This is a genomic window from Methylobacterium bullatum (assembly GCF_014845095.1).
Taxonomy (GTDB): Bacteria; Pseudomonadota; Alphaproteobacteria; order Rhizobiales; family Beijerinckiaceae; genus Methylobacterium; species Methylobacterium bullatum.
This window is the reverse complement of sequence record NZ_NKUG01000072.1, coordinates 39,253-54,679: the sequence shown is the minus strand read 5'-3', so window position 1 is coordinate 54,679 and position 15,427 is coordinate 39,253. Positions and strand designations below refer to the sequence as shown.

Here is a 15,427-nt window from a genome sequence, read left to right as displayed (position 1 = left end):
CGGGCCGCGCGGATTTCATCTGCGCCTGGCCGTGGACCACCGAGCCGATCTCGCCTGCGACCCGGACGAGATCGTCCCGCTCGCAGGCACGGGCCACCGAGAGGCCGAGCTGATGCATGTGGCTCTTGCCGTAGAGGTAGACCGCGAGCTTGGCGCGGGTGGTGGGAGGGATCTCGGCGAGGATCTCGGGCAGATCCTCGGGCTCGGCGCGATAGACCGCCCCGAGGAGATCGAGGGAGACCGGGCAGGCCGGATCCGGCTCGGCGCCGCTGGTGGGATGCGACTGGGTCATGGAGTACCTGTCTGGCTGGTTGAGCTCTGGGCGAGGATATCGGCCGGGGCCGTGTCGCCGGTGGCGGGCGGCTCGGGCGGTGTCGTCTGCGCCCGGACGATGGCATCCTCCGGGCGCGGTTGAGAAGTGAGCCGCGCCGCCGGACGCTCCGGCTGCAGACAGCCGCTGCAGACGGAGGCGATCGCGATGCGGGCGCGGCGATCCGCCCGCTCCCACACCGCTTCGCGCGCGGCCCGGGCCCGTGCCACCTCCTCCGCCGACGGCATTCCGCTGCCCGCGCCGATCTCGGCCGGAGCGGCGTCCGGAGGCCTGATTCTCAGGAGGAGCGGTTCCTGAGCCAGAACCGGCGATCCCGCAAGAGCCCAGGCGAAAGAGGATGCGGCGAGCCGGCAAGCGAGGATCGTGCGGCCCATCGGCTCCTCAATCGGGTCGACAGACCCCTTGTCCAACGCCGGAACGATCGTCGGCACAGGGTTAACATGAGCTTAACGCGAAGACGACCTCGCCCTTTGGGCTCCCCCGGTCTGACCCGGCACCGCTGTGCCTCTCCATCGAGTGGGAGCGTCTTGCGAGGGGGAGCGTCTTGCCCGTCCTACGCCGGGCGGCCCGGAACGGGTTCCGGACGCCTCGCCTGCACAAGACCGGATCGGGGAAATCGGCGACAATGCGTAAGGTTCGAACGCGCAGCCGCTGGACGAAGGCCCCTCTTTCCTTCTACGGGAAGAGGCGCAGGGCCTGTAGCTCAATGGTTAGAGCCGACCGCTCATAACGGTCTGGTTGCAGGTTCGAGTCCTGCCGGGCCCACCAACAACTTCAGTAACTTAGCGAAAAATCGCGGACTGCTCAGGGGTTCGTTGAACCTAAGAGCCGCTGCGGCTACGCGCTCCCCCCTCTCTTTCCTCCTCGCCGCAGGCTTGGGCCTGAGCCTTCCCGCCAACATTGGGGGGGATGTGAAGATGGACCGCGAACATCTCATTCGGCATCTATGGTGCCGCACGATGGTCGACAGCCGGACGCCAGCATGCACCGGGCTGGAAGCGGATCAAGCCGTCTCGCTTGTTGCCGGCATGCTGGGGACCTCAAGGCTGGAGGTCGGTCTAGCGGTCGGCTTGGATCGCCTCACGGGGCAGACGCCGCTTCCATCACGCGAAGTGCTTGCTCGCGACGCTAGAGCGCTCTCCCCCCTCCCCGCCGCTCAGGGAGGACGGTGAGCCATGGCAACCTTCGTGAACCTTCGCCTGACAATCGAGCAGGCCGCTGCCATTTCTAAAGCCTGCGAGATGATGACCAGGCTTGGCATCGGGCAAATTGAGCATCTGGCGGAAGAAGTGCGCTGGGGATCGATCCTGCCCTACACCACCGCGCCCGACCCAGACGTCGCCTTCAATGCCGACCGATGCGATCGGGTGAGCGATCTCTGTCATGCGATCAAGCATGAACTCGGCTTCGCCCGAAGCGCTTCTCGCGGCATCGGCCATGGTCACAATCCGATGCACGTCCGTCGGGCCTACGAGGTCCAGAAAGTCATCGACAAGGCGCTGGCCGAGCACCGTAATCCGAACCCGGAGTTCCGCGGCGTCCATTACGATGGCCTTGGGCCGCGCTACACCAGCGACCCCGCGCCTGAAGCAGTCGTTGATGTGGCCCTCGCCCTCCCCGCCTCCGCAATTGAGGGAGGGACGGAGCCGACCCTGCCGGAAAGCCTGAGCGCATCGGGCGCCCGCAACAATGGAGCGCTGTGATGCTTGGACTGATGCGCATTCGCATGACGCACGAAGATCGCAACTGGAAAGGCCATCTCGGTCGCTTGGGCGAAGAGATCATCGTCTTCCGGCGGCCGATGCCTTCCCCAACCGTCGAAGGCACCCACAGGAGGTGGGGTAATGGGGTCTGCTATTATCAGTCTGAGAACTTCGAGCAAATTCCGTTTGGGATCAAGGGCATCGTGATGGCGCTGAAGGAAGCGCCAGAGGCGTATCGATCATGGCGGATGCGTCGAGCCGTGAAGCTCAGCCTCGCTGATTTCCATCGCAACCGTAAGGGCCGCTGAAATGGGCGCCCTTCCCCTCCCCCTCGCGGGATGCACGAACGACCTCTTGGGAGCGGGACGGGGATGAGTGAGCCAGAGATGGTGACGGTCGACCGGCGCGAGTTGCTGAAGCTCCTCGACCACGTCGACAGCCTCGTTTGCTTCTGTTCGGTGAACATGAACGACGTGGGCCGCTACTACGATGGGGGCAATGCGCTTTGGGCGGTCGTGCATAGGCTGGCCGGAGACAATGAAGCGGCCGACAGGCTGATTGCGAAGATCGGTCACGAAGGGCGTTCGGTGAGCCCTTCGCCGCATGTGGCATCCCAGACATAGCGACCGAGCTCGCCGTCCCCTATCCCATGGCGATGTCAGCATCCCCAGCCTTCAAGATCGAACCAGGCAGCCCGCAAGCGTGGCGCGAGGCCTTCCTCGACATGAAGCCGAGCGTGGTCCCATGTCCCGGTCTGACGCCCGCCGGATGGCAGGCCGTTCACGCCGCGTCGCTCGATTTCCTCGACAAGCACGCCGACGAGGCCGGCCAGCTCGGCTGGACGACACTGCAGCTTTTCGGCGTCCACCCTGACCTCGGTGTGATCCGATCCGACTTCTGCGGGGCCATGGTCTTGAGTGGCGATCTCGTGTCGAAGGTCGAGGCGGACTTTATCCGGTTCGAGCGGACGCGGTACTTCCGGGACGTGCCGGGCCGGCCGAAGGGGGCCGTGCCGATCTGGGCGGTGAAGAGGTAGGCGCGATATGGCCGATGACGAAGGCCCGCCCTGGCGCGAGCTCACGTCCGATGAATACGGCCCGCGCAACTTCCCCGACAGCAAGGGCGGCGCGGCTTGGGTCGCATCGTCAGAGTGCCTGCGCGCGCTACTCCAGCGCCAGCACGATGGTGAGTTTCGGCTGAGGCTGATCCTGCGCGAGGCGGCGGACTTCCGGAACTTCCCCGGCCGCGATCCGAATTGGAAAGGCGATTACGACTGGGGTCCGGACCTCGCCCTATGCTGCGCCGAGATATGGATCGAGCGAAGGAACGGCCGGCGGAAGAGGGTCGACACCATGAGCACGCGGCCGAGGCCCTGGTGAGCCCTAAACCGGCTCGGACACCGCCGGCAGGCCCAGCCATTCCAGCGCCGCGTCGAAGGATCGGAACAGACGCTGCCGGATCGTCCCCGCTTCTTCGACCAGCGATACCCGCCAACTGGATTTGCCTTCCTCCCGCGCCATATTGCCGACGACCTCGCCACCCTCGATCAGGTGGTGCTCGTCAGGCCCGATGCGGTAGAGGCTCAGGGGCATGGCTTCCTGACCGGCACCTCAATGGTCACCAGCTTGCCCGAGATCGGATCGAGGATGGTGAGCGTCATGGTGGCCTCCGGGCGTAGTCCGAAAGATGCCGGGGGAAGGGTTAACTAAACCCTAACGGATGTTAAGGCGGCGTGCCCTCGTCCCAATCGTAGGTGTCCGGGCCGTCTTCGCCAGATTTCGCGTCAACTACAATCGCGTCATAGCCATCGCCCGACAAGGCCCGCACCATCTGGTCTATGACCCACGCTTTATGATGATCCCCGTCGATCCCGCCGTATCGAACGGCGATGGAGATTGCGTTTCGAATTGCTTCGTCGTCGTCCATCTCCCTCACTCCCCCGCACCGGGCTTCGGCTTGCGCTCGCGGCGCTTGAGTTCGGCTTCGGCTGCCGAGCGGAAGAATTCCGACATGCCCCGATCACCGACGGCGGCAACGATCCGCGCGAGCAGCGGTGGATCAAGCCACACGGTCTGCTTCACCATTTTCAGCCCGGCATTGATCGGAGGTCGCCCCATGCGGCGAGGAGTATCCGACTGCGATAATTCCGTCAAAGCGCCCTCATAAACGCCGTTGTCTATTGACGTATAAACAACGTTGTTTATTCTGGCAATGAGAGATCGCATTTGGAGGTCGGAATGACGCCCTATGAAGCCGCCGCCATCGTCCGACAGACCGCTGACGAGATGCGTCTAAAGCCCGGCATGGCTCGCCTTGCCATCGAGATTGCCGCGCGAGCTATCGAACGCGGCCGGCACTTCACCGACGCAGAGAAGCTGGAGCATTTGCGCGCCGCGCTCCTTGAGGACGGCGATGACGTGGAGGGCACGGACAGGCTTGTCGAAGCCCTCGCCGAGAAGACAGACATCCTCCAGATCCGAGCAGAGCAATGACCGACGACATCCTCACAATCGATGACGACGCGGCGTGGCGCACCGACGCAAAAGAGCATGGTTGGGTGCTGCCCCCGAAAGCAGCATGGCCGCTTCGCCTGCCTGTCGTGCGATGGCTTCGCGCCACCTACCACACGATACGGGTCCACCACTTCACTGGCGTTTGGGCGTCAGCCGGTGTCGGGCTCGGGCCGCCGAACCAGCGCGATTTATGGGTGATCTATGCCATCTCGCGGGGGTGGTGCTGATGAAACGCATCCCCATCAGCGCGGCCCGCCAGATCGCCGAAGCCTATGGCTACGATCAGGTCGTCATTTACGCCCGCAAGGTCGGCGACGATCCGGCTCCGCACGGCGAGCACATGACGACCTACGGCGCGAACAAGGAGCACTGCTCTGTCGCTTCCAGGATCGCCGACACCCTTCAGGCTTTCATGGGCTGGAAGCCCGCCACCAAGGACGTCGCGTGATGGAGATCAACAACACCGAGAAGCACGAACGGGTGCTCTATGCTCATCTCCGGCGCGGCCAACTTGACGCCCTCATCGAGCGCGCCGTGGCCGAGGCGTCAGGCATTCCCGTCGAGACCATCCGCAAGCACGGGAAGGTCGAGATCGAGAAGAACATGGAGGGCTCACCTTCCTACCACAGCGGCTACACGGCGACCGTCCGCGCGACGATCCCGCTCTCGGAGTTGGGGGAGGAGTTGCCGTGAGCGAGCAATACGAAAAGGCCCGCGCCATTGCCGAGGGCGCTGCCAATGGCTGGGACAAGTTCTCAGATACGGCAGGCGTGACGTGGCTCGCCGACCAGATCAGTCATGCGATTAGCGATGCGGTCGCCAACGAGGTCCGGCAGCGTGACGGCTGGAAGGCGCTCTATGAGCAGACCGACCCGAACAGACCGAGCGAGCTATGCAACTGCCGGATCGGCGACTGCACGCGGGTGACGGTTCGGTGTCGGGAGTTTGCACGATGACTCGCCGGACCAAGCTTGCCGATGCACCCACCCAGCAAGGCTTCATCCTGTTGCGGTGGCGCGGCAAGTGCCTCTTGCTGAGGGTGTACGTCACCACTCGCATCGTGAGTGACGGGCCATGGTGAACGCCCAAGACAAGGCCAATGCCGCGCTGCTTATCGCTGAAGCAGACCGCTTGGAACGGCTGGCCGACGAAATGGCAGCGGATAGCACCCGGCATTGTGGCGGCACCGCAGAGAAACTGCGGGGCCTCAAACAAGCTCATCTCGTCAGGATGGAAGCACAGGGTTTGCGAGAAAAGGCAGAGAGGTTGACGTCATGAAAAAGCGCATCCCCCTCGGCCCCGACTATCACGCCGAACCCGGCGAGACGAAGGGCCACCAGCACGACGTCTACACGACGAAGGGCGAGCTTCACGGCTACACCCGCATCCACGTTGGGACGCTGATGAAGAGCGCGGTGGAGGATCTGGCGAAGGCGCTAGCGCAAGGTGACGAGGCCGACTCGCGCCTTGCCGATGCCATGGACGGCGCGATGGCCGATGCCCTCACGATAGATGAGGCACGGTGGCGGATCGCGGACCTTGAGCATGCGCTGACGGAAATCCGTGGCCTGCCGGGCGAGATGAAGTGCGACAAGTACAAGATCGATCGCGCTCAGCTTGTCGCCAGCAATGCGCTTCGAGGCATCACGCGCGCACCGCGTCCCCCTCGGTAGCCACCCCCCTAACACTCACCTCGGGCATCCGGCGGGAGAAGAGGAACAGGACGCATGAGTGAGACGATGAACACCCAACAGAATTTGCCCGAAGGCTGCGAATGCCGCCTCGATTTTTACCTCGTGTCCGACACCGCAGACGTCGAAGTGGTGGTTGGACTTGGGGGGATGACGAAGGTTCCTCAGGTGGAGGGCGTCGACAAAATCCTGGCCGTCGTCCGCTCGCTTGGTGTGGCGACCGCTCCACTTGAAGGAATGGCCGACGACTGGAGGCTGATGAACCGGGCCGAGATCGCGGACTACAAACGCCGACAGGAAGAAGACATCGAGGAGGAGGAATTTTGACCGCCCCCTCTCCAAGCTGGAGGCGCTGAGCCCCTTCCCCCAAACAGGACGCCCATCATGAGTGAACCCAAGATTGCCTACGTGACGAAGTACGCACTGAGCGGCGGGATCGCGGTCCGCGAGATCATTCGCGCCGACGAAGACGGATATGCCGTGGTCCGGTGGCCAGGCGGATTGAATGGACAGTTTGGTATCGGCAAAGGCGATTGGTCTCCGACTCTCCAAGCCGCCATTGCCCGCGCCGAGGCTATGCGCGTCGCCAAGATCGCCTCTCTCAAGAAGCAGATCGCCAAGCTCGAAAAGCTGGAGTTCTCAATCCCGCAAGCGCCTTCGGTCTGAGGAGAAGGATGGTTCAGATGCTAGGCTGGAAATACCGCCTGTCGATCAAAGAGCTTTGGCAGGATCGCGAAGACGATGATGACGATCAGGCTCGCGACGTAGCCCCTGAGGTGGCGAAGCGCATCCGAGCTCTGGCGGCACGAGTGGCCGCTAAGAGCTTACGCCTTTCGGCCGAGCTCGACGAAATCGCGGAACGGTTCGAATGCGTTCCAGAGGTTGAGGCGCCTGCGCATTACTTCAATGGAGCCCTGACCGATCTCTATAATGCGGGAGACGATTACCGGATTTCGGTGTCGTAGGTCCTCCCCAGACTGATCCGCCCGGCGGAGAGGAGAACGAGCGCATGGCAACGCAGAAGCGAATATGGCCGACGATGTTGGTGGGCGGGGTTGTAGGAGCCTGCGCGTTCCTTGCCGCGGCCTACTTCGGCACGCCATCGGCGATCCGGCAATTCAACGGGGGCTACGCCTTAGCGAGCAGCGCTCCGTATGTTCACCCACTCCTGATTTGGATTGCGGTGAGCGTCGCCGCATCCATCGCCTACGATCTGGCTTTCGAGAGCCGCTAACCCCTTCCCCGCCCTGACGGCGGCCGGGCTTGAGGAGAGGATGCCCCCGAAACGCAAAAAGACCTCGCCCAGCCGAAGCTGAACGAGGCCATTCGCAACACCAATGCAGGGCGAGGCGGCAGTACGTAAGGAATCCTTACCAACTGGCCGGCCGCGAAACGAACTAACAAAAACCCCGCTCCAGCTTTCGCCGGGCGGGGTCTCTCGTTCTCTCAGGACGACCGACAGGCGCGGTAGCGCGTCGGGTGGAGCTACCTAAACCAAGCTCGCATTCCGGCTGACGCTCGATCGATCAGCCCAAGGAACCACGAGGCGGTATCCTCAAGGACGAACCGGCTGGCCTCGACGTAGTCGGAGATGTCCGGTCGGGTCCACAGCACGATGCAGATCCCCATCACGGCCACGCCCATGCCCATGCCGAGAACGATGCGGTTGCGCCGCGGCACCACCCCATCGACAGCGCCAGGCGCGACGATATGCAGGACGCCGGAGATCGCGCTCATCAGGATCCAGAGCGAGTTGGCGTCGATGTTCGTGAACCACATCGGCATGCCGGCAAGGCGGAAGATCACCGAGAACATCGCCTGACAGAACGTGGCGCACCACCCGATGGTCACACCGACGATGAGGTAGTCCCCGCGCTCGGGGGCTTCCGAGAGCCACGCGGCTCGGGCATCAGGCCAGTAGACCACCACCACCGTCGCAGCGACTGACGCCTGGAAGATGCGCTCGGCCAGGATCAGATCGGCGTTCGGCACGAAGAAATTGAGCATGAACACCGTGCCGACGAGCACAATGGTGGCGAATACGATTTGCTTCTTGATGGTCTCAGGCGAGGCGTCGTCATACCGCGGCATCATTGTTCGACTTCCTCGCCATCGATCCGATCGTGCCGGAGCCGGTCGACGGCGGAGTTCGCCACCTTCCTCATATCTCCGACGCGCAAACCGGTTTTTCTGCTCTCGTTCGCCGCGTTCTGCGCCGACAGGATGTGAAGCTTTTCAGCTCGCTCGAGCCTGTCCTCGCCTGGGGTGTTGTGATGCCCCCCAAGGTGGGGGCACAGGGCGCGGCAGAACCCTTCCCGGATGCGATCAAGGATCATGATGCGCGTGCTCCCGTATTCCGGTCGATCGCCTTACGGGATTCCTCGATCTCTTTCAGAATGGCCTTGTCGTTTGCTGCGCTGGTGAGGGCGGCTTCGGTCGCGGTCTTGAGGATGGCGGCCTGCCCCTCGCGCAGTTCCTTGATTGCCTCCGTGTGGTCGACACTGGTCGCCGATTGCCTCTCGATCGCGGTGGCGACGCGCTCCACCATCGTCTGCTTGTCGTCCAGGCGAGCCTGCCACGACTCCTTGAGCCATTTGACCAGAACGCCGATGGCCGCGCCCGCCAGGGCCAAGGCGCCGACCAGTCCGTAGTCCTTGAGGAGGCCGGCGATCACGGCAGCGGTCATCTGCTCGGCCTCTCCAGGCATCCGCCCGCCTACTTCACGAACGACAGCGTCGACAGCGCCTGGACCAGCGGCGTCAGGGTGTTCTTGTCCGACACCGTCTCATCGAACTTGAAGACGCGGAACAGGCGCTCGGAGATGCCCTTCGGCCCGCCCATCTCCTTGATGAGCCAGTCGGGGGTCGAGCCGAGGATGCGCTCGAGCGCCACCTTCAGGACGGTGTAGCCGACATCGACCGAGATGGCCTTGCCAGCGGTCGCGCCCTCTACCGCGTTCAGGGCGTAATCGGCGCCGGTCTGCAGCGCCCGGTCGATCCGCTGCGTCGTGAGCCACATGGAGACCCACCAGGGCAGCTTGCCGGCGGCATAGGCCACAGCCGCCAGCACGACGGGATACAGGGCCTCCACCGCGACCTTGAACAGGCCATTGGCCATGTCGCCCCACTGGATCGGGAGGACGGTGGTCGAGGGCGTAGCGCCCTGCGCGAAGGCGACAGAGACGGCACAGGCGAACGCCAGCGCCGCGAGCAGAAGCTTGCGGGTCATGATGGTCTCACGATGTGGGAGGGGTGCGCCGGTTTCGCCGGGGCTCGGGTGGTGATAAGATCGCTGCCAAGCGAGCAGCGGGTGCGCCAAAGACTTCGTAGCTCAGAGCACAGAGTACCGCTTTAAAGGTAGCGGGGGTCGGAGGTAGCGGAAAATCCTCTCGGGGGCTGTCGATAGACAGTGATGGCGCATCGGGCCGAGTTCGTGATTCAATCAAGCGCCTTGGGTGTCCCTCACCCGAACCAGGGCCGCATCAGCCAGGACGCGAGCCGCGAGCCCCACGAGGGCTTCACGTCGTAGACGGGCTCCGGCAGTGGCTTCGGAGCCGGCAGCACGCCACTGTTCCGAGGCGCGGGCTGGACGAGGGGGCCGGGGGATGCGGGCGGCACCATGGGAGCGCCGCTGACGGGCGGGACAGGCACAGTCGCCACCACGCCGCCAGGAAGGTGTCCAGCGGCCAGCAAGGCAGTCTGGAAGCCCCGGAAGTAGCCGGCGATGATGGAGGCCTTGTCGGTGCCGTTGATGATGGCGCGGGCGCCGACCGGGATGCTCTTGGTCGGGCCGAAATAGTCCGAGAGCTTGCGGCCGGTGAACCATCCTTCCTGCATGCCGATGAACATGATCGCTGCGGCGATGTCCGGCACCATGGCGCTGTCAGGCGTCTGCGTCAGATCCTGCGAGCGGGTGAGGTAGCCGCGGTTCTGGAGCTCGCCGGTCGCGCGCCGATAGTTAGCCCGCCCCGTGAGCTGGACGTAGCCGCGGCCCGCGAACTTGGCACCGTCACCAGGGACCGTGTTGCCGAGCGCTTTGGCGACCGCCGGCCGGCTTCCGGCGATGTCGTACATCTTCGTGTAGTAGGCCGAGCCGCCGTACTCCTTGATCGGGAGCATGGTCCGCGCGGTCTCATGCAGACTGGTCGCCAAGCAGTACGCCAGCGCGTCGCTGTCGAGATCGGGCGGACACGCGTCGAGAATGGCTTCCATGCCGGAAACCTGCCCTTGCGTCAGGGCGCCTCCGAACACGAGTTTGCGCGCGGACGCGAAGAACGCGGCCCGGTTCAGGCTTGCGGCCATGGTTCTGGTCTCACAGTTTCGGAGGAAGCATCAGCGCCGCCGGGTCGGCCGGGAGCAGACGAGGGACGGGATGCCCTCGATGTCGACGGCCACGCAGACCGGGCGATGACGAGCGGCCATGGCTGGTGACGCCAGCGCGCATAGGAGAGCGATCGCGAGCAGGGCGCGGCCCATTGCAGTTCTCGCGATGTAGGGGTTGCGCGGCGACCGGCCGGCTCGGGAGGGGATTCCTCAGGGCACGAGGTGTGCTATCGTCCGCAGATCAGTGCGGCGGCGTGGGCTATCACGCGCGGCTAGGAGTAGACCGGCGCAGCAGCAAGGCAGGCGCCGGGACGAAACGACCCTCCGCGCCTACCGCTTGCCTCGGTGGGCCGGCCGGATTAGCGCCCGGCCCACATTGACCTTCCCCCTCCCGCCGGCCTTAGGGTCCGACTGGGGTGCGTGTCAGTCCGCGAACCGACTGATCCACCGCTTAGCGACCGAGATGAATATCGAGACTGAGCGTGGCTCGCCGGAGATTGTAAACCGGATGGTAGGGCCTGCCCTTTCGTGGCTGCAACTCAACCCGTTCTGAAGAGCGGCTTCTTTGAACATGCTGATGAGCTGCCACCGGATCAGAAGCCCGGCAATGACTACGAAGCTTTCCGATGACATGGCAGTCTCGTCCCTCTAACCCCTAGGCGGCAGCCAATCGCTCGTCTTGACCGCAGCGTCCGCCGCAGGCGGCTTGATCTCATAGGTCCGCCGCACGAAGACCCGCATGTCGTTCCCTCTCACTTGCGCGACTGTGTGGTTCTCCGACGACAGCCGCATGCTCTGGGGAATGTAATCGCTCTGGGGGTCGAGCAGTTTCGCAACCCACTGAGACGGCTGTCCGCCATCACTCGTGTACAGGATGGTATCGGTGATCTTCAGGATTTTGGGGCGGTCGTTCGCGGCAACCATTGCAGCCTCCTACTCCGGCAACGGCATCCATTCCGTTGGATCAGCATAATCACTACGGAGCGCGCTGTCCCAGGCCGCGAAGTACCAAGAGCCTACCGTGCGCAGGTAGTCATCGTACTCTTCGCGGGTTTCGTCGGGGGGCTCGCGGAACTCACGTTCTCGCTCGGGCACCCACTTTGCGACCACGGCGGGAGGAGGGTCGGCGGGATCGTCGCCGTACCCCTCTTCCCAGGACGGTTTACCGCCCCGGACCAAGACCCACGTTCCATCGCGCGGCGCGCCGTCTATTGATTGCCAGCCCATAGCTCTGTCCCCTACTTCACCACCGACAACTTCGGCCGCCGCTTCGGCTTGAAGGTGTCGCCGACCGGACCGGGAGCCGCGGCAACCTCGTCCATCGCCGGGCTGTCCAGAAGCTCCAGAGCGGCAAGCAACGCTTTGCGCGCCACATCCCGTTCCGCCTTGTTCGGCGGGGAGCAGGAGCCATCCCCGAAGTCCACAAAAATTTCCGTTTCACCGACGCGGACATGGACCTGAGGTGCGGACATTCTTGGCCTTCAACCGGCAAAATGATGCACACACCCTACGATCTAGGCGTTTATTTTTGCAAGGCCCTCGCGTCTCAGTACGCATTCGGACAGAGACGCGAAAGGCTCAATTACGCGACCACAATCCCATCGAACGAGACGCACCAATTGCAGGACAGATATCCGTCCTCCAGGTTCGGCGCATAGAGGTCGTCATGTAGACAGCCACGCTGACCGAGCACCGGCCCGTCGTCGTTCGTGTTTCCGTCGTTGCGCTTGGTGGCGTAGACGGCCTGGATAGCTCCATCGCCGAGGAGCGTCCCATCCGCCGTGAGGGTGTGCGTACCCGTCCCGGCCGAACTCAGGGTGACGACCGTCCCGGCGAGCGCGCTGGCGAGGCTGGTGGCGAGCTTGATCTGAGCCGTCGCGGTACGAACCACGTAATAGTCCGTGCCAGCTGAGAGGCCGCCCGGCAGCGTCCCGCCAGAGTTCGAGATCCGCACCAGCGCGCCGGTCTCCCAGCCGATGCGCGGCGACACGTTGAAGAGGTTGCCCGGCGCGGAGACGTTGGCCGCCGTCACGGCCACATTGGACAGGCCGTGCGTGATGATGAGCTTCCGGCCGTTCGGGGCGACGACCATGCTGCTGATCGGCAGCACCCGCCCCTCACGGACCGAGCGTAGGGCCATGCCGGCATAGCCTTGGATGCCATCGAGCTTCACCTCAGCATCCGACAAGTCGATGACGAGCTTTGGATGCGCCATGAGCGGCCGAGGTGGCGGCGGCATCGCGAACTCGATCTCCAGCGTGGTCGGGCTGGTGCGGCGCGAGCGCTCGAAGATCGGATGCAAATGCGTCCAGCCGCACTGGTTGCTCTCGGCGTGGTCGACACGGGAGACCTGCTGGCCCAGACGGTTGTAGCCAGCGTTCGTCTTATGCGAGGCATCGCTCGCCGGGTAGTGATAGGTGCCACCCGTGATGCGGATGTTCGGATAGGTGGCGAGCCGCTGCATCGCGCGAACGTAGGGCTGGTTCCACTGATCGAAGTCAGGGTGGTTCGTGGGGGCCGGGTCGATGATCATCACCGGCTCTAGAGTCTGCCCGGTGATGGCCTTGGTCGCGTCGGCACGGTCCCGCTGGATCTGTAGAACCTGCGCGACCATATCGTTCGCGGTGTGGTCCAGCCCGGCGACGCTCTCCGAGTTGCCGACCATGAGCAGCCAGCACGGGTTGACGATGCTCGCCCCGATGGCCGCAGCTGCAGCCTTGGCGCCGCGCAGGGCATTGTCGATCCAGTCCTGGCGAACCGATCCCTTCTTGAGCTGAAGATACTTCGCGCCGAGCAGAAACGACGTGAAGTAGATGCTCTTTGGCAGGGAGGTTCCCCACTTGATCGCGGACACCGATCCCTTCGGCGCCGTGGTGTAGCCGCTGCCGCCATCATCGACCTGCAGCGTGAGCTCACCACCGGTCTCCACGGACGAAACGACCGGGCGGATGACGACGCCGGTCCCGCCCGTCCCCGTGTTGTCGATGGTGATCGTCGGCAAGCCGTCGAAGCCGAAGTAGCGCCGCTTGAGCGTAGCGGACACGACCGTGCCGCCGCTCACCGCCATGGTGAACTGCGGTGTCGTGAACGGCTCGATCGCGTCGAGGTAGTGGTTGGCCCAGCCCGAAAGGGGGGTCTCCCGCCCGGACCCCTCCACCCGCTCCACGAGATCGACGATGGTGTCGGACGGCGTCGTGCGCAGTCGCGGGCCGCTGTTGGGCAGGGTCTTGGGCTCCACCGTCAAGGCAAGGCCAGGCCACCGCGGGGTGGCGGAAATGATCGGGTCGGAGGAATTGTTGTTCACGCCGCCGGTCAGCGACTGCCCAAGAGCGAACTTGACGGCGATCTGATTCATCGCCGGAGCCGGCGTGCTCTCGCCGGTGACGTTGTCGTGGTTGTAGTCCTGATTCGGGAGCGCGCCCTCGATGGTCTTCCGGCGGATCATGGAAATCCGCATCGTTCCGTTCGTCGAGCCGGCGCTGAGATAGGGCTTGGCGCGAACAGCGGTCGGAAACGCTGCTAGGACGGTATTCGCGAGAACGCGGACCACCTCGCGCTTGAACCCGTCCGCGACGGTCGGGCTGCGGCTCAGGATGGTCAGCTGCCCAAGATTGACGTCGGCGGCATCGAAGACGGAAAGCCGGCCGAGGAGCGCGGCGTTCGATCCGTCGACCATGCGCTGGATCGGGAAGATGTAGTCATATACCTCGCCGGCCACGATCTCATCGGCATAGATCGGACCTACTCCATAGGTCGCGCCGCCCGCGATCTGAAGCACCTGCCCGTCAGCGCCTGTAACGAGCGAATAGTTCCCCCCTACAATCAGTGGCGCTGCGGAAGCGCTGAGCGTTGTGTTGGCGGTCCAGCTCGCAAGAACATCGGCTGGCCGATAAGACGAGGACACGCGCGTCAGCGCCTTCGCAGCGGCGACGTCTGCAACCAGCGTTGACCCGTTCGGGATGTTGGCGAGGGTTTCGAGGGTCGTCAGCCTGCCTTCTGCGGACGTGAAGCTGCTTTCGACCCAGCCGGCCCAGACCCGGATTTCGGCTTTCTCTGGCCTGTAAGCTCCAAGTAGCGGATTGAGCGGGTCGCTTAGGTCGCGCCAGACCTGCGCAGCTACCTTAGGAGGCGCCATCGTTCATTTCCTACGATCCGGAGGGAATTAAAGGAGAACGTGAGCCTCAGAAGGCTTCGACGAACTCAAGGGAGGGCGTGCCGAACCTGTTAAGCGACAGCGAAAGAGCCGCGCCCTCATCCGTCGCGAGGCGCATCCGGCAAACCGCACGGTCGAAATTCAGTGGCGTTCCAGCGGGGTAATCCGCCCGAAGCCACGGGCCGATGATCACGGTCCATAGGTTGGCGCCATTGAACCCGACGATGTCCGCGATTTCGTGCATCCGCCCATCCGGCAGCGAGAAGCGCATGCCGGGCAGCATCCTCAAACCCGTAGCGAGGGTTACAGTAATCTGCGTGGCGTTCATCGCCGCGACAGCGTTCAGCACGGCGCCCGTGAATTCCTGCGCGTACTCGGTGTCGTCCGAATGTGGTGTCCCGTCCGAATGCGGGACGCTTCCGCCGCAAGGAACGATTCGAGCGCGGTGGGCAGGCCCCCTTCCGTCACGATGGGGGACCATGATGGTCGCTGCCCGCCCGCCGCTGACGATCCACCGGAAGGCGAGAACGGCGTCCTGCCGCTCAAGGGGGCCATAACGTCGGTCGGTGATCGGAATCGTGACCGTTGCCTTCCACCGTCCCGCAGGCGAGATGACGACTTGCTCCTGCCCCGAAATGGTCTGCCCGCCCGAGCGCGACGATCCGAGGATCTGAAACATCGCCTCCGAATAGCGAAGCACTGGAGGCCACTGCC

General features: G+C 64.1%; 30 protein-coding genes and 1 tRNA gene. 17 read left to right on the top strand and 14 right to left on the bottom strand.

Annotated elements, in window-relative coordinates:
- Both MBTS_RS11370 and MBTS_RS11365 read right to left on the bottom strand, forming a co-directional pair.
- Positions 1–292 (bottom strand): hypothetical protein (locus tag MBTS_RS11370; protein WP_192215701.1); only part of this gene is annotated, 292 nt, incomplete at its 3' end.
- Positions 289–705: a hypothetical protein gene (locus MBTS_RS11365; RefSeq protein WP_147832216.1), complete on the bottom strand. Its 417-nt coding sequence runs from the start codon at positions 703–705 to the stop codon at positions 289–291. The genes MBTS_RS11370 and MBTS_RS11365, both read right to left, overlap by 4 nt.
- A 318-nt stretch (positions 706–1,023) precedes the next feature.
- Between MBTS_RS11365 and MBTS_RS11360 the strand changes: the two genes are divergently transcribed.
- From MBTS_RS11360 to MBTS_RS11335, 6 genes are all read left to right on the top strand, one after another.
- Positions 1,024–1,099, top strand: a tRNA-Ile gene (locus tag MBTS_RS11360).
- Positions 1,100–1,506: 407 nt separating this feature from the next.
- Positions 1,507–2,034 (top strand): hypothetical protein, encoded by a 528-nt coding sequence (locus tag MBTS_RS11355; protein ID WP_192215700.1) that lies wholly within the window; start codon positions 1,507–1,509, stop codon positions 2,032–2,034.
- Positions 2,034–2,342 carry a hypothetical protein gene (locus MBTS_RS11350; protein WP_192215699.1) on the top strand — a complete coding sequence of 103 codons (309 nt, stop codon included), beginning with the start codon at positions 2,034–2,036 and terminating at the stop codon, positions 2,340–2,342. Before MBTS_RS11355 ends, MBTS_RS11350 begins: the two co-directional genes overlap by 1 nt.
- A 78-nt stretch (positions 2,343–2,420) precedes the next feature.
- A complete protein-coding gene (locus tag MBTS_RS11345) occupies positions 2,421–2,657 on the top strand; it encodes a hypothetical protein (RefSeq protein WP_192215698.1) in 237 nt (78 codons plus the stop codon).
- Between the two features lie 32 nt (positions 2,658–2,689).
- Entirely contained in the window at positions 2,690–3,070 is a 381-nt protein-coding gene (locus MBTS_RS11340; protein ID WP_192215697.1) for a hypothetical protein, read from the top strand.
- Between the two features lie 7 nt (positions 3,071–3,077).
- Entirely contained in the window at positions 3,078–3,413 is a 336-nt protein-coding gene (locus MBTS_RS11335) for a hypothetical protein (protein ID WP_192215696.1), read from the top strand.
- Between the two features lie 3 nt (positions 3,414–3,416).
- On the opposite strand, the gene MBTS_RS11330 is transcribed toward MBTS_RS11335, so the two are convergent.
- The 3 genes from MBTS_RS11330 to MBTS_RS11320 all read right to left on the bottom strand — a co-directional run bounded on the left by MBTS_RS11330 (position 3,417) and on the right by MBTS_RS11320 (position 4,259).
- The gene (locus MBTS_RS11330; RefSeq protein WP_192215695.1) at positions 3,417–3,626 is read right to left on the bottom strand and encodes a hypothetical protein; all 210 of its coding nucleotides are present in this window, start codon (positions 3,624–3,626) and stop codon (positions 3,417–3,419) included.
- A 130-nt stretch (positions 3,627–3,756) separates the two neighbouring features.
- Positions 3,757–3,960 carry a hypothetical protein gene (locus MBTS_RS11325; protein WP_192215694.1) on the bottom strand — a complete coding sequence of 68 codons (204 nt, stop codon included), beginning with the start codon at positions 3,958–3,960 and terminating at the stop codon, positions 3,757–3,759.
- Between the two features lie 5 nt (positions 3,961–3,965).
- Positions 3,966–4,259 carry a hypothetical protein gene (locus tag MBTS_RS11320; protein ID WP_192215693.1) on the bottom strand — a complete coding sequence of 98 codons (294 nt, stop codon included), beginning with the start codon at positions 4,257–4,259 and terminating at the stop codon, positions 3,966–3,968.
- On the opposite strand from MBTS_RS11320, the gene MBTS_RS11315 reads away from it, so the two are divergent.
- From MBTS_RS11315 to MBTS_RS11265, 11 genes are all read left to right on the top strand, one after another.
- On the top strand, positions 4,260–4,526 hold the full coding sequence (locus tag MBTS_RS11315) for a hypothetical protein (RefSeq protein ID WP_192215692.1): 267 nt from the start codon (positions 4,260–4,262) through the stop codon (positions 4,524–4,526).
- Positions 4,523–4,774, top strand: coding sequence for a hypothetical protein (locus tag MBTS_RS11310; RefSeq protein ID WP_192215691.1), 252 nt, complete (start codon positions 4,523–4,525; stop codon positions 4,772–4,774). The genes MBTS_RS11315 and MBTS_RS11310 overlap by 4 nt, the downstream gene beginning before the upstream one ends.
- A complete protein-coding gene (locus MBTS_RS11305; RefSeq protein ID WP_210322764.1) occupies positions 4,774–4,995 on the top strand; it encodes a hypothetical protein in 222 nt (73 codons plus the stop codon). Before MBTS_RS11310 ends, MBTS_RS11305 begins: the two co-directional genes overlap by 1 nt.
- Positions 4,992–5,240 (top strand): hypothetical protein, encoded by a 249-nt coding sequence (locus MBTS_RS11300; protein ID WP_192215689.1) that lies wholly within the window; start codon positions 4,992–4,994, stop codon positions 5,238–5,240. The genes MBTS_RS11305 and MBTS_RS11300 overlap by 4 nt, the downstream gene beginning before the upstream one ends.
- Positions 5,237–5,503, top strand: a complete 267-nt coding sequence (locus tag MBTS_RS11295) for a hypothetical protein (protein ID WP_192215688.1) — start codon at positions 5,237–5,239, stop codon at positions 5,501–5,503. The genes MBTS_RS11300 and MBTS_RS11295 overlap by 4 nt, the downstream gene beginning before the upstream one ends.
- A 118-nt stretch (positions 5,504–5,621) precedes the next feature.
- The gene (locus MBTS_RS11290) at positions 5,622–5,825 is read left to right on the top strand and encodes a hypothetical protein (protein WP_192215687.1); all 204 of its coding nucleotides are present in this window, start codon (positions 5,622–5,624) and stop codon (positions 5,823–5,825) included.
- Positions 5,822–6,220 (top strand): hypothetical protein, encoded by a 399-nt coding sequence (locus MBTS_RS11285; RefSeq protein WP_192215686.1) that lies wholly within the window; start codon positions 5,822–5,824, stop codon positions 6,218–6,220. Before MBTS_RS11290 ends, MBTS_RS11285 begins: the two co-directional genes overlap by 4 nt.
- Positions 6,221–6,274: 54 nt before the next feature.
- On the top strand, positions 6,275–6,565 hold the full coding sequence (locus tag MBTS_RS11280) for a hypothetical protein (protein ID WP_192215685.1): 291 nt from the start codon (positions 6,275–6,277) through the stop codon (positions 6,563–6,565).
- A gap of 57 nt (positions 6,566–6,622) precedes the next feature.
- A complete protein-coding gene (locus MBTS_RS11275; RefSeq protein WP_192215684.1) occupies positions 6,623–6,904 on the top strand; it encodes a hypothetical protein in 282 nt (93 codons plus the stop codon).
- 8 nt (positions 6,905–6,912) lie between these two features.
- Positions 6,913–7,203: a hypothetical protein gene (locus MBTS_RS11270; RefSeq protein WP_210322763.1), complete on the top strand. Its 291-nt coding sequence runs from the start codon at positions 6,913–6,915 to the stop codon at positions 7,201–7,203.
- 44 nt (positions 7,204–7,247) lie between these two features.
- A complete protein-coding gene (locus tag MBTS_RS11265) occupies positions 7,248–7,472 on the top strand; it encodes a hypothetical protein (RefSeq protein WP_192215682.1) in 225 nt (74 codons plus the stop codon).
- 251 nt (positions 7,473–7,723) lie between these two features.
- Here the strand turns inward: MBTS_RS11265 and MBTS_RS11260 are convergent, their stop codons facing one another.
- From MBTS_RS11260 to MBTS_RS11220, 9 genes are all read right to left on the bottom strand, one after another.
- Positions 7,724–8,332 (bottom strand): hypothetical protein, encoded by a 609-nt coding sequence (locus tag MBTS_RS11260; RefSeq protein WP_192215681.1) that lies wholly within the window; start codon positions 8,330–8,332, stop codon positions 7,724–7,726.
- Entirely contained in the window at positions 8,329–8,574 is a 246-nt protein-coding gene (locus MBTS_RS11255) for a hypothetical protein (protein WP_192215680.1), read from the bottom strand. The genes MBTS_RS11260 and MBTS_RS11255 overlap by 4 nt, the downstream gene beginning before the upstream one ends.
- Positions 8,571–8,924: a hypothetical protein gene (locus tag MBTS_RS11250; protein ID WP_192215679.1), complete on the bottom strand. Its 354-nt coding sequence runs from the start codon at positions 8,922–8,924 to the stop codon at positions 8,571–8,573. The genes MBTS_RS11255 and MBTS_RS11250 overlap by 4 nt, the downstream gene beginning before the upstream one ends.
- A gap of 29 nt (positions 8,925–8,953) precedes the next feature.
- Complete coding sequence (locus tag MBTS_RS11245) at positions 8,954–9,466, bottom strand: hypothetical protein (RefSeq protein ID WP_192215678.1); 513 nt, start codon at positions 9,464–9,466, stop codon at positions 8,954–8,956.
- 233 nt (positions 9,467–9,699) lie between these two features.
- Entirely contained in the window at positions 9,700–10,539 is an 840-nt protein-coding gene (locus MBTS_RS11240) for a hypothetical protein (protein WP_192215677.1), read from the bottom strand.
- Positions 10,540–11,208: 669 nt separating this feature from the next.
- On the bottom strand, positions 11,209–11,484 hold the full coding sequence (locus MBTS_RS11235; RefSeq protein ID WP_192215676.1) for a hypothetical protein: 276 nt from the start codon (positions 11,482–11,484) through the stop codon (positions 11,209–11,211).
- Between the two features lie 314 nt (positions 11,485–11,798).
- Positions 11,799–12,032, bottom strand: a complete 234-nt coding sequence (locus MBTS_RS11230) for a hypothetical protein (RefSeq protein ID WP_192215675.1) — start codon at positions 12,030–12,032, stop codon at positions 11,799–11,801.
- A gap of 110 nt (positions 12,033–12,142) precedes the next feature.
- The gene (locus MBTS_RS11225; protein WP_192215674.1) at positions 12,143–14,338 is read right to left on the bottom strand and encodes a hypothetical protein; all 2,196 of its coding nucleotides are present in this window, start codon (positions 14,336–14,338) and stop codon (positions 12,143–12,145) included.
- 403 nt (positions 14,339–14,741) lie between these two features.
- The gene (locus tag MBTS_RS11220; protein WP_192215673.1) at positions 14,742–15,392 is read right to left on the bottom strand and encodes a hypothetical protein; all 651 of its coding nucleotides are present in this window, start codon (positions 15,390–15,392) and stop codon (positions 14,742–14,744) included.
- Positions 15,393–15,427 lie beyond the last annotated feature (35 nt).

Excerpts from the sequence above, each read along its gene's own strand:
- MBTS_RS11280 (WP_192215685.1), top strand. The coding sequence starts at position 6,275 with ATGAGTGAGACGATGAACACCCAACAGAATTTGCCCGAAGGCTGCGAA.
- MBTS_RS11265 (WP_192215682.1), top strand. The coding sequence starts at position 7,248 with ATGGCAACGCAGAAGCGAATATGGCCGACGATGTTGGTGGGCGGGGTT.
- MBTS_RS11240 (WP_192215677.1), bottom strand. The coding sequence starts at position 10,539 with ATGGCCGCAAGCCTGAACCGGGCCGCGTTCTTCGCGTCCGCGCGCAAA.
- MBTS_RS11230 (WP_192215675.1), bottom strand. The coding sequence starts at position 12,032 with ATGTCCGCACCTCAGGTCCATGTCCGCGTCGGTGAAACGGAAATTTTT.
- MBTS_RS11255 (WP_192215680.1), bottom strand. The coding sequence starts at position 8,574 with ATGATCCTTGATCGCATCCGGGAAGGGTTCTGCCGCGCCCTGTGCCCC.
- MBTS_RS11220 (WP_192215673.1), bottom strand. The coding sequence starts at position 15,392 with ATGTTTCAGATCCTCGGATCGTCGCGCTCGGGCGGGCAGACCATTTCG.
- MBTS_RS11365 (WP_147832216.1), bottom strand. The coding sequence starts at position 705 with ATGGGCCGCACGATCCTCGCTTGCCGGCTCGCCGCATCCTCTTTCGCC.
- MBTS_RS11335 (WP_192215696.1), top strand. The coding sequence starts at position 3,078 with ATGGCCGATGACGAAGGCCCGCCCTGGCGCGAGCTCACGTCCGATGAA.
- MBTS_RS11285 (WP_192215686.1), top strand. The coding sequence starts at position 5,822 with ATGAAAAAGCGCATCCCCCTCGGCCCCGACTATCACGCCGAACCCGGC.
- MBTS_RS11305 (WP_210322764.1), top strand. The coding sequence starts at position 4,774 with ATGAAACGCATCCCCATCAGCGCGGCCCGCCAGATCGCCGAAGCCTAT.
- MBTS_RS11325 (WP_192215694.1), bottom strand. The coding sequence starts at position 3,960 with ATGGACGACGACGAAGCAATTCGAAACGCAATCTCCATCGCCGTTCGA.
- MBTS_RS11275 (WP_192215684.1), top strand. The coding sequence starts at position 6,623 with ATGAGTGAACCCAAGATTGCCTACGTGACGAAGTACGCACTGAGCGGC.
- MBTS_RS11270 (WP_210322763.1), top strand. The coding sequence starts at position 6,913 with ATGGTTCAGATGCTAGGCTGGAAATACCGCCTGTCGATCAAAGAGCTT.
- MBTS_RS11235 (WP_192215676.1), bottom strand. The coding sequence starts at position 11,484 with ATGGTTGCCGCGAACGACCGCCCCAAAATCCTGAAGATCACCGATACC.
- MBTS_RS11355 (WP_192215700.1), top strand. The coding sequence starts at position 1,507 with ATGGCAACCTTCGTGAACCTTCGCCTGACAATCGAGCAGGCCGCTGCC.
- MBTS_RS11290 (WP_192215687.1), top strand. The coding sequence starts at position 5,622 with ATGGTGAACGCCCAAGACAAGGCCAATGCCGCGCTGCTTATCGCTGAA.
- MBTS_RS11340 (WP_192215697.1), top strand. The coding sequence starts at position 2,690 with ATGTCAGCATCCCCAGCCTTCAAGATCGAACCAGGCAGCCCGCAAGCG.
- MBTS_RS11245 (WP_192215678.1), bottom strand. The coding sequence starts at position 9,466 with ATGACCCGCAAGCTTCTGCTCGCGGCGCTGGCGTTCGCCTGTGCCGTC.
- MBTS_RS11250 (WP_192215679.1), bottom strand. The coding sequence starts at position 8,924 with ATGACCGCTGCCGTGATCGCCGGCCTCCTCAAGGACTACGGACTGGTC.
- MBTS_RS11310 (WP_192215691.1), top strand. The coding sequence starts at position 4,523 with ATGACCGACGACATCCTCACAATCGATGACGACGCGGCGTGGCGCACC.
- MBTS_RS11260 (WP_192215681.1), bottom strand. The coding sequence starts at position 8,332 with ATGATGCCGCGGTATGACGACGCCTCGCCTGAGACCATCAAGAAGCAA.
- MBTS_RS11330 (WP_192215695.1), bottom strand. The coding sequence starts at position 3,626 with ATGCCCCTGAGCCTCTACCGCATCGGGCCTGACGAGCACCACCTGATC.
- MBTS_RS11350 (WP_192215699.1), top strand. The coding sequence starts at position 2,034 with ATGCTTGGACTGATGCGCATTCGCATGACGCACGAAGATCGCAACTGG.
- MBTS_RS11320 (WP_192215693.1), bottom strand. The coding sequence starts at position 4,259 with ATGCGATCTCTCATTGCCAGAATAAACAACGTTGTTTATACGTCAATA.
- MBTS_RS11345 (WP_192215698.1), top strand. The coding sequence starts at position 2,421 with ATGGTGACGGTCGACCGGCGCGAGTTGCTGAAGCTCCTCGACCACGTC.